Consider the following 8641-nt stretch of genomic DNA (forward strand, 5'->3'; position numbering starts at 1 on the left):
CAGATGCCGCCCCAGCGCGGCAGCGGCGTTGGTCGTGAAGGTGTGGATGGCCGAGCCCGCGTGCAGCATCACAAAGGCCTGGTCCAGCACCTCGGCAAAACCCACGCGGCCACGCCCTGCCAACGCATGGCCTGCGGGCACGATGAGCACTAGGCGGTCCTGCCGGTAGGGTGACAACTCCACACCCGCGCCCGTGCCACTGTCGGCCAGCACACCCACCTCGATCTCGCCACTGGCCACTGCGACCACGATCTCTGCGCTGGTGCGCTCCTCCAGACTCACGCTGACCTGCGGGTGCTGCCTCAGGAAACCCGCCAGGTCGTCGGGCAGAAAGGTGTGCGTGGCATGGGTATTGGCCCACAGGCTCACATGGCCCCGGATGCCACTGGCAAAGGGCGAGAGGTTGGCATGCATCTGCTCGACGCTGGCCAGCACCTGGCGCGCATTGCGCAGCAGGGCCTCGCCCGCCCGGGTCAGCGCAAGGCCCCGGGTCTGGCGCTCGAACAGCGAGGTGTTCAGCGCCTCCTCCAGCCGGCGCAGACGGTGGCTGGCCGACGACGGCGCCAAATAGGCGCGCGCGGCGCCGCGCGTGAGGTTGCGCTCTTCGGCAATGGCGACAAAAAGGCGCAGGTCGGTGAGGTCGTAGCTCAAAGCGGTCTCCTTGCCTTCGTGAAAACCGAACGCATGGTTGCTGGATCAACAATTGTGCCTTGCAACATACAAAGGCAGGATGCCAGCCATCCCGATAAAAAGCATGCAAATCGTTCGGTGCTGCCGTACAAGATGCTTGACCTGACACATGCCCTGGAAAAACTGGTCCTCCGAACGCCTTGGTCTTGCCCTCGCCATCCTGGCGGCGCTGGGCTTTTCCTTCAAAGCCATTTTTGTGAAGCTGGCCTATGCCGTGCCCCAGGCCGTGCCCGTGGATTCCGTCACCCTGCTGTGCCTGCGCATGGCGTTTTCCGTGCCGGTGTTCGCCTGGGTGGGCTGGCGCGCCAGCCGCCACCTGGCCCCGCTGAGCGGGCGCGACTGGCTGGCCATCACAGCCCTGGGCCTGCTGGGCTACTACGGCGCCAGCATCCTGGACTTCATCGGCCTGCAGTACATCACCGCCAGCCTGGAGCGGCTGATCCTGTTCACCTACCCCACGCTCACCATCCTGATCGGTGTGCTGTTCATGGGAAAACGCGCCTCCCGGCGCGAGCTGGGTGCTCTGCTGCTGTCCTATGCGGGCATTGGCCTGGCCTTTGCGCACGACCTGCATGTGGCGGGCGACACGCGGTCGGTGCTGATCGGCGCGGGCTTTGTGTTTGGCTCAGCCATCTCGTATGCGTTCTACCAGGCGGGCAGCGAGCCTGCCATCCGGCGCATGGGTGCAGCCCGCTTCACGGCGCTGGCGATGCTGGTCTCGACCGGCGCCACACTGCTGCATTTTGTGGTGTCGCAGCCCATGGGGGCGCTGGTGCAGCCTGCCCCGGTGTACCTGCATGCCCTGGGCATGGCCGTGTTGTCCACCGTGCTGCCGGTGTTCATGACCTCGGCCGCGATCCGCCGCATCGGCGCCTCCAAGACAGCGCTCATCGGCACGCTGGGCCCCATCCTCACCATCTTTTTTGGCGCCTGGCTGCTGGGCGAGCCCTTGTCCGCCTGGCAACTGGGGGGCGCGGCCCTGGTGCTGGCAGGGGTCCTGCTGATTAGCAAAATCAGCATTCAAACAGGCCTTCTGCGCCTGATGGATAAGACTTTATTGCTATACAAAAAATAGCAAAAATATCCCCGCACCCAATCCCCCAGGCACGCAAGGGCGCAAAAAAGCCCGCACGGGGCGGGCTGTGGGCCGAGTGCAGAAGCCTTTTTCTCAGGCGCGCGGAACGGGTGCGCCGGAGTTCACGCACAGCGCCATGTTCAGTGCCTTGATGGCGGTCTTATAGTCCTCGCGTTCGATCACGAACTGCATGTTCACCTGCCGCAGGGTCTGCGACACGCAGTTCACGTTGACCTGCGCATCGGCCAGCGCCTGCGCGGCCTTGGCCAGCACGCCGGGGATGCCGATGTTGGAGCCGATGGTGCAGACAATGGCGCTGGGCTTGATCGTCACGACCTGGTAGTCCTTCTGCAGCTCGGCCACCAGCTCGGGCGTGACCTGGTTGTCCCACACCAGATGGGCGATGGAGTTGGCGTTGGTGGCCTTGAGGATGTAGCTCACATCGTGCTTGCAGAACACGTTCATCAGGCCCGCATCAAAGCCCACCGTGCCCACCATGCTGGGGTCGTGGATCTCGATCAGGGTGACCTTGTCTGTGCCGGTCACGATCTCCACACGCGCGCGCTCACCCACAAAATCCTTGGTGATCAGCGTGCCGGGGTGGTCGGGCTCAAAGGTGTTCTTCAGGCGGATGGGGATGCCCGCCAGTTCCATGGGCTTGGCTGCCTTGGGGTGGATGGCTTCCATGCCCACGTCGGCCAGCTGGTCGGCCACGTCGTAGTTGGTGGCGCCCACGACGATGGCGTTTTCCAGGCCCACGAGGTTGGGGTCAGCAGAAGACAGGTGGAATTCCTTGTGGATCACGGCCTCTGCGGGGCGCACTTCCACGGCGATCTTGCTGAACGTGACTTCGGAGTAGCCCCGGTCAAACTCGCGCATGATGCCTTCGGTGCCCTTGGTGTAGCCGGTGGCCACCACCACCTTGTCGCTCAGGTCGATGCCCTTAAAGCTGTTGGCAATGCGCTCGTCAATCGTCCAGGCTTCGTTGTCGTCAAAACCGGCCAGGTCCATCAGCATGGCATTCACGCCATTGGCCTTGAGGATTTCGACCGAGTTGAACGCGCTGTGCGACTCGCCAATCGAGGCCAGCACTTCGCGCGCCGCGAGCAACACATCCTTGCGGCTGAGATAGCCGCTGGCCAGCACGTGCTGCATGGCGTTCAGATATTCGCGCGCCTGGCCAATGCGCTGGTCGATGAAGGCATCGGCCACATCCAGCGGCAATCCCAGGTCAGCGTAGCCGGCGTTCAGCTTTTTGAGGCTGACCGCCAGTTGGGTCAACGCATCTTGGTAACCCTTGCCTTCGGCAAACAGGGCATAGATGCCGCGCTCGCCCGTCTTCTTGTGCTCCAGCAGTTGGTTGGTCACACCCGAGTAGGCGGACACCACGTAGATCCGGCCATTAATGCGCTTGGGGTCGTGCAGCACGATGTGGCGCAGCACATCGCCAAAGGCGGTCATGGAAGTGCCGCCGATCTTCTCGACAGAGATCTTGGGGGAAGTTACGTCTTGCATGGACAAGCAAAAAGGAGCAGTAGAAAAACAGGCCGGGCCGAACCGATGACCGGCGGGGACTGACGACGGAAAACCCCCTATTTTCGCCCATATTGGAAGCGCGCCCGATCGTCGGCCGCCGGCCCAGGGTCACACCACGCCTTCGTCCCCTCGCAAAGCCGTGCCACCGGGCTCCCATGCGGCCAGCGCCGCTGCTGCACCGCCAGTTCGATCGAAGGCGTCAAGTGAAGCCGGGGCGACTCATTGCGCTTGCACCGCGCCGTCGCGCACCACCCATTGGGCGCCCCAATGTCTTGACCACTGTTCTGCCAGACGGAGGAAGCTGCCATCACGCTTCATGGCGTCCAGCGCGTCTTGCCAGCTGCGTACCACAGCCTGGTCTGTGCGTTTGGACATGCCTATGTACAGGCGATTCACAAAGAGTTCGTAGACCGGCTCGAAGTCGGCCGGGTCCAGACCTGCATCGCGAGCGGTGGTGGGCAGATCCATGTCGGTCATGACCAATGCGGTGACCTTGCCTTCGAGCAGCTTGCGGAATGCGGTAGCCCAGTCGGGCGAGTAATCCAGGTTGTGGAAGTCCTTGCCTTTGAGGAACTCTTCTTTGGAATCGCCCTTGATGACCGCGATGCTGGGCAGCTTGCGCGCCTCGTAAAGGCTCTTGACGGTGACGCCGCTCCCCTTCTTGACAAACAGCACTGCATTGCTGTGAACCAGCGGCCCGACCCAGTGGAACTGGTTTTCGCGGCTGGGCGTGCGCGCCATGGTGAACAGCACGGCATTGGGATCGGTCTGCAGCGCGGCGTAGCTGCGCTCCCAGGAGGTGATGCGCACCTCTGCCTGGTGCCCGGTGCGAGCCAGAATCTCGCGCACTACATCAGGGGAAAAACCTTTGACATCCGCACCGCTCGCGTCCTGCTTGTTGGCGGCATCGGTGTAGTTCAGCGGGGGTTCGTGCGCCGTGCCGACGATGAGCTGCACGCCGCGCGAGAGCTGCCCAGCCAATTCCTTGGACTCTTGCCGAATGCGCAGTGCCGCTGCGGGACGGGCTACTTGCCGCTCGCTGGCCCGTGCGATGGGCAGCTCTGGCAGCGCATTGGCCGGAGGAAGGCCGGCCACGCGGAATGCAGCTGCCGCGTAGCGCAGCCCGGCAGCCCGGGTCTGCAGGGTTTCCGCATGCACGCTGGCATCGTGCAGGAGCTCGGCATAACGTTCGGTCACGACATCCAGGTGGTCCAGCGAGCCGCTCAGTTGGGAAATATCGCGCTCCTGCTGCTGGGTGACCGCAGCTATCTCTTCCATGATCTGGGTGACTTGCTGCGAGCTGGCGTTGATCTCGTCCATGGAGTTCGCCACCTGGTCGGCCAGCTTGGCAGACTGCGCAATCTTCTCCACAGAGCCCGCAATCAGGGTCTTGATCTCCTTCGCCGCACTCGCGGAGCGCTGGGCCAGCGTGCGCACCTCTGAAGCCACCACCGCGAAACCCTTGCCCTGTTCGCCCGCGCGTGCAGCCTCCACCGCTGCATTGAGCGCCAGGATGTTGGTCTGGAATGCAATGCCATCAATGACACCAATGATCTCCTCGATCTTTCCCGAGGATTCACTCAGGGCATCCATGGTGTTGGTCATCTTGCTGACCACCTCATTACCTCGGGTCGCAATATCGGAGGCGAAACGCACCGACTTTTGAGAGTCTGCGGTCCTGCTGCCCGCTTGTTTGACTGTGTCGATCAGGCTACCAATGTGGGATCTGCTTTGCTGCAGCAACTCGGTCTGCTGCGACATATTGGTGGCCAGATCCAGGTTATTGGACGAAAAAGTGACCGATTCCACAGCCACCGTTTCGGCCTCTTGCCGTAATAGCCCGATTTTTTCAGCCAGCGAGTCGCGCAGCGCATGAATTGCCGCTAGGGCACTGCTGGATTCGGTTCTCTGCGTTGCGGTGGAGGCCATTAATTGGCCGGCGCTCAAATGGGCGATGTGTTCGTTCAACGCGTCGGGACTGCCACCCAACTGGCGAGCTACGGACCGATGGAGACGAACCAAGGCGACGCCGACAAGCACCGCCGCAGCCAACAGAAGCCACATCAAGCGTTGCCAGGCGGCATCAGACGCGCTGGGCGCAACTTGCAGATCACTGTGCAAGCTCCAGGCGCTGGCAGCCAGCACCACAAAGCTGGACGCGCAGACAAGGCCCCAGACGAAGAAATGTGAACCTAACGAGGCATTTTGTTTCATGCAGGGTCTCACCAAAAGAGTGATTCGTAGTGACCCCTTAGCAAACTTGATGCCCACAGTAACAAAAAGTCACAGGCTCTAAGATGCCCATGCAGACCCTGTGCAGACTTAGCGCAACCACTCCAGAGCACGCAGCCACTGTGGGCTCGTGCTTGCCCGCATGCACACCAGAAAATGAAAAGGCCGCGCAACCCCCTCTGGGCTTGCGCGGCCAGCGACCGAACCGGCAGCGTTCTCAGCGAATCATCGGATCACTTCTTCTGTGGTGGCACGTCCGTGCAAGACCCGTGGGCAATCTCCGCCGCCATGCCGATGCTTTCGCCCAGCGTGGGGTGCGGGTGGATGGTCTTGCCGATGTCCACCGCGTCGGCTCCCATCTCGATGGCCAGGGCAATCTCGCCAATCATGTCGCCCGCATGGGTGCCGACCATGCCGCCGCCCAGGATCTTGCCGTGGCCATGGGCTTCGGGCGAGTCGTCGAACAGCAGCTTGGTCACGCCCTCGTCGCGGCCGTTGGCAATGGCGCGGCCAGAGGCCGTCCAGGGGAACAGGCCCTTCTTGACCTTGATGCCCTGGGCCTTGGCCTGGTCTTCGGTCAGGCCCACCCAGGCCACTTCGGGGTCGGTGTAGGCCACACTGGGAATAACGCGGGCGTTGAAGGCGGCGGCTGCCAGCTCTTTGTTGCCCTGCAGTTCACCCGCAATGACTTCGGCCGCCACATGCGCCTCATGCACCGCCTTGTGCGCCAGCATGGGCTGGCCCACGATGTCGCCGATGGCGAAGATGTGCGGCACGTTGGTGCGCATCTGGATGTCGACGTTGATGAAGCCACGGTCCGTCACCGCCACGCCAGCCTTCTCGGCAGCGATCTTCTTGCCGTTGGGCGTGCGGCCCACGGCCTGCAGCACCAGGTCGTACACCTGCGGCTCGGGGGCGGTGCCGCCCTCTTCCGCTGGCGCGAACGTGACCTTGATGCCTTCGGGGGTTGCCTCGGCGCCCACGGTCTTCGTCTTCAACATGATGTTGTCGAAGCGCTTGGCGTTCATCTTCTGCCAGATCTTGACGAGGTCGCGGTCGGCGCCCTGCATCAGGCCGTCCATCATTTCGACCACATCGAGGCGCGCGCCCAGCGTGCTGTACACGGTGCCCATTTCGAGGCCGATGATGCCGCCGCCCAGAATGAGCATGCGCTTGGGGACTTCCTTGAGCGCCAGGGCGCCGGTGGAGTCGACCACGCGGGGATCGTCTGGCATGAAGGGCAGGCGCACGGCCTGGCTGCCGGCGGCGATGATGGCCTTCTTGAAGGCGATGACCTTCTTGCTACCCGTCTTTTCTTGCGCGGTGCCGGTGGTTTCTTCCACTTCGAGGTGGTTGGCGCCGACGAAGGCACCGTAGCCACGCACGGTGGTCACCTTGCGCATCTTGGCCATGGCGGCGAGGCCACCGGTGAGCTTGCCGATGACCTTTTCCTTGTGGCCGCGCAGCTTGTCGATGTTGACGGCGGGGGCGCCAAAGTCCACGCCCAGGTCGGCCATGTGGCTGACTTCGTCCATCACGGCTGCCACGTGCAGCAGCGCCTTGGAGGGGATGCAACCCACGTTCAGGCACACGCCACCCAGGGTGGCGTAGCGTTCGACGATGACGACCTTGAGGCCCAGGTCGGCCGCGCGGAAAGCGGCGCTGTAGCCGCCGGGGCCGCCGCCGAGCACGAGCACGTCGCAGTCCAGATCAGCGGAGCCAGCAAAGCTGGATGCTACTGGATTGATAGCTGCCGGCAAATTATTTACCTGCGCTACAGCCGGTTTCTGCTCTGAAATTGCAGGCGCTGGGGATGCGGCAGGCGCTGGAGCGGCTGCGCCTGCACCCTGCACTTCCAGCGTCAGCACCACCGAGCCTTCGGCGATCTTGTCGCCGAGCTTGACCTTGAGTTCCTTGACCACACCAGCGTGGCTGGACGGGATCTCCATGGAGGCCTTGTCGGACTCCACGGTGATCAGGCTTTGCTCGGCCTTGATGGTGTCGCCGGGTTTGACCAGCACTTCGATGATGGCCACTTCGGCGAAGTCGCCGATGTCGGGCACCTTGATGTCGATGATTGCCATGGTGTGTCTTGCCCTTTCGTTACATCACGATGCGGCGGAAGTCCGCCAGCAGCGAGGCAAAGTACACGTTGAAGCGTGCGGCAGCGGCGCCGTCGATCACGCGATGGTCCCAGCTAAGCGACAGGGGCAGCATCAGGCGCGGGACGAACTGCTTGCCGTCCCACTTGGGCTCCAGGCTGCTCTTGCACACGCCCATGATGGCGACTTCGGGGGCGTTGATGATGGGCGTGAAGTAACGCCCACCAATGCCGCCCAGGGAGCTGATGGAGAAGCAGCCGCCGGTCATGTCGGCCGGGCCGAGCTTGCCGTCGCGCGCCTTCTTGGCCAGGTCGCCCATCTCTTGGCTGATCTGGACGATGCCCTTTTGGTCAGCGTCGCGGATGACCGGCACAACGAGACCGTTGGGCGTGTCGGCCGCAAAGCCGATGTGGAAGTAGTTCTTCAGCACCAGCTGGTCGCCGTCGAGCGAACTGTTGAACTCGGGGAACTTCTTGAGTGCGGCCACGGCGGCCTTGATCATGAAGGCGAGCATGGTGACCTTGACGCCACTCTTCTCGTTCTCCTTGTTGAACTGCACGCGGAAGGCTTCGAGGTCGGTGATGTCCGCGTCGTCGTGGTTGGTGACGTGCGGGATGACGACCCAGTTGCGGTGCAGGTTGGCGCCGCTGATCTTCTTGATGCGCGAGAGATCCTTGCGCTCCACCGGGCCAAACTTGGTGAAGTCCACCTTGGGCCAGGGCAGCAGGTCCAGGCCCACGCCGGAGCCACCGGATGCCGCAGCGGGCGCCTTGGCGGCCTGGGCCTTGGTCTGCACCGCACCTGCCATCACCTGCTTGGTGAAGGCGGCCACGTCGTCCTGGGTGATGCGGCCCTTGGGGCCGGTGCCCTTGACTTCGTCGATGGGCACGCCCAGTTCGCGGGCGAACTTGCGCACCGAAGGCGATGCATGGGGCAGGCCTGCCGTGGGGGTGCCGGGCTGGTGGGCAGGGACAGGCACCGAGGCGGTGGCGGTGGCTGAGGCGGG

At 63.3% G+C, this 8641-nt stretch carries 6 protein-coding genes and 1 pseudogene; 1 reads left to right on the plus strand and 6 read right to left on the minus strand.

The features are described from left to right. A partial coding sequence (locus DBR23_RS18580; protein ID WP_233250552.1) for a LysR family transcriptional regulator occupies nucleotides 1-651 on the minus strand: 651 nt, incomplete at its 3' end. A gap of 148 nt (nucleotides 652-799) precedes the next feature. Between DBR23_RS18580 and DBR23_RS18585 the strand changes: the two genes are divergently transcribed. Then, complete coding sequence (locus DBR23_RS18585) at nucleotides 800-1765, plus strand: DMT family transporter (protein ID WP_233250553.1); 966 nt, start codon at nucleotides 800-802, stop codon at nucleotides 1763-1765. Nucleotides 1766-1858: 93 nt separating this feature from the next. Here DBR23_RS18585 and DBR23_RS18590 read toward each other — a convergent pair whose 3' ends face one another. The 5 genes and pseudogenes from DBR23_RS18590 to DBR23_RS31050 form a co-directional block, all read right to left on the minus strand. Continuing rightward, nucleotides 1859-3280, minus strand: a complete 1422-nt coding sequence (locus DBR23_RS18590; protein ID WP_108499202.1) for an aspartate kinase — start codon at nucleotides 3278-3280, stop codon at nucleotides 1859-1861. A 240-nt stretch (nucleotides 3281-3520) separates the two neighbouring features. Then, complete coding sequence (locus tag DBR23_RS31040) at nucleotides 3521-4579, minus strand: transporter substrate-binding domain-containing protein (protein WP_233250558.1); 1059 nt, start codon at nucleotides 4577-4579, stop codon at nucleotides 3521-3523. Beyond that, nucleotides 4556-5515: pseudogene (locus DBR23_RS32305) on the minus strand (methyl-accepting chemotaxis protein); the annotation flags it as partial. The pseudogene DBR23_RS32305 and the gene DBR23_RS31040, both read right to left, overlap by 24 nt. A gap of 251 nt (nucleotides 5516-5766) precedes the next feature. Continuing rightward, complete coding sequence (gene lpdA, locus DBR23_RS18600) at nucleotides 5767-7617, minus strand: dihydrolipoyl dehydrogenase (RefSeq protein WP_108499204.1); 1851 nt, start codon at nucleotides 7615-7617, stop codon at nucleotides 5767-5769. Between the two features lie 19 nt (nucleotides 7618-7636). Next, a partial coding sequence (locus tag DBR23_RS31050; RefSeq protein WP_233250554.1) for a 2-oxo acid dehydrogenase subunit E2 occupies nucleotides 7637-8641 on the minus strand: 1005 nt, incomplete at its 5' end.

The organism is Acidovorax sp. HMWF018 (assembly GCF_003061035.1).
Taxonomy (GTDB): domain Bacteria; phylum Pseudomonadota; class Gammaproteobacteria; order Burkholderiales; family Burkholderiaceae_C; genus Acidovorax; species Acidovorax delafieldii.

Bases quoted from the DNA above. Each gene is read 5' to 3' on its own strand.
- DBR23_RS18590 (WP_108499202.1), bottom strand. From the start codon at position 3,280: ATGCAAGACGTAACTTCCCCCAAGATCTCTGTCGAGAAGATCGGCGGC.
- DBR23_RS18585 (WP_233250553.1), top strand. From the start codon at position 800: ATGCCCTGGAAAAACTGGTCCTCCGAACGCCTTGGTCTTGCCCTCGCC.
- lpdA (WP_108499204.1), bottom strand. From the start codon at position 7,617: ATGGCAATCATCGACATCAAGGTGCCCGACATCGGCGACTTCGCCGAA.
- DBR23_RS31040 (WP_233250558.1), bottom strand. From the start codon at position 4,579: ATGGAAGAGATAGCTGCGGTCACCCAGCAGCAGGAGCGCGATATTTCC.